Here is a 694-nt window from a genome sequence, read left to right on the forward strand (position 1 = left end):
TTTTTCTTTTTTTTTTCCTCTCCTTTTTCTTTTTCTTTTTCTTTCTTTCTTTTCTTTCTTTTTTTTATTTTTTTCTTTTTTTTCTCTTTCTTTTTTTCTTTCATTTTTTTTTCTTTCCCTTTTTTTTTTTATCTTTTTTTTTTTTTTTCTTCTTCTTTTTTTTCCCCTCCACATTCTTTTCCATCATCTTTTTCTTTTCTTTTCATCCCTCCCCCTCTTTTTCCTTTTTTTTTCTCTTTTTCCTCTTCTCCTTCTTCCTCCTCCTTTTCATCCTTTTTTTCCTTCTTTTCTTATATTTCTTCTTCTTCTTCTTCTTCTTTTCTTTTTTTTCTCCTCTTCCCTTTACCCTCTTTTCTCTTTTTTTCTCTCTTTTTTTTTTTTTCTTCCTAACTCTATCCTATTCTTCTTATCTTTCTTCTCCTCTCTCTCCTTTTTTTCTCATTCTCCCCTTTTTCTCTTTCCCCTCTTTTTCTTTCTTTTTTTTCTTACTCTCCTTTTTTTTTCTTTCTTTTTTTTTTTTTTTCTTTCTTTTTTTTCCTTTTTTTTTTTTTTTTTTCTTTTTTTTTTTTTTTTTTCTTTCTTTCTTTTCTTTTCTTTTCTTTTTTTTTTTTTTTTTCTTTTTTTTCTCTATTTCTTTTTTTTTTTCCCTTTCTTTCCTTTTCTCTTTTCCTTATTTTCTCTTTTTCTTTCTCTT

At 24.6% G+C, this 694-nt stretch carries 1 protein-coding gene; it reads right to left on the reverse strand.

Annotated elements, in window-relative coordinates:
* Positions 1–485: 485 nt before the first annotated feature.
* The coding region (locus DNK85_RS12695; protein WP_208123185.1) for a hypothetical protein at positions 486–694 on the reverse strand (209 nt) is incomplete at its 5' end.

The sequence above is a fragment of the Cysteiniphilum halobium genome (assembly GCF_003574425.1).
In the GTDB taxonomy this organism is placed as follows: Bacteria; Pseudomonadota; Gammaproteobacteria; order Francisellales; family Francisellaceae; genus Caedibacter; species Caedibacter halobius.